This window comes from Streptomyces sp. DH12, from assembly GCF_020873895.1.
Classification (GTDB): domain Bacteria; phylum Actinomycetota; class Actinomycetes; order Streptomycetales; family Streptomycetaceae; genus Streptomyces.
Map to the genome: position 1 here is coordinate 1 of NZ_JAHWGT010000774.1, position 490 is coordinate 490.

Consider the following 490-nt stretch of genomic DNA (forward strand, 5'->3'; position numbering starts at 1 on the left):
GGCTGCGGGGGCGCCCCGACAAGGGCGTGCGCGGTCTGGTGCAGGTGGGCTGCCGGTCCTCGAGGGCGCGCTGGAGCGCTCGGTGTCCCTGGCCGCCGCGATGGACGCGCGCGGGTACGGCCGTACCGCCGAGGTGCCGCCCGCCGTGCGGCGCACCACCGCCGCCCTCACGCTCGGCGGTCTGCTGGGCGTGTGCGCGGGGACGTACGGGCTGCTCACCGCCGAGGGCGGCAGTTACGGGCTGCCCGTGCTGCTCGCCGGGCTGGCGTCGGCGCTCGCGGGGCTCCGGCTCGGCGGGCGGCGCACCCTGCGCACCCGCTACCGCCCGGACCCGTGGGACGCCCGCGCCTGGCTGGTCTCCGCCTCGGGCGCCGCTGTGGCGGCCCTCCTGATCCTGGCCGGCTCGCTGGACCCCGGGGCCCTGCGCCCCGGTGTGGTCCCGCTGGAGCCGCCCACCCTGCCCCTGTGGCCGGCGGCGGCCGTGCTGGTC

At 80.4% G+C, this 490-nt stretch carries 1 pseudogene; it reads left to right on the forward strand.

The features are described 5' to 3' along the window. A pseudogene (locus tag LPA54_RS36995) lies at positions 1 to 490 on the forward strand (energy-coupling factor transporter transmembrane protein EcfT); the annotation flags it as partial.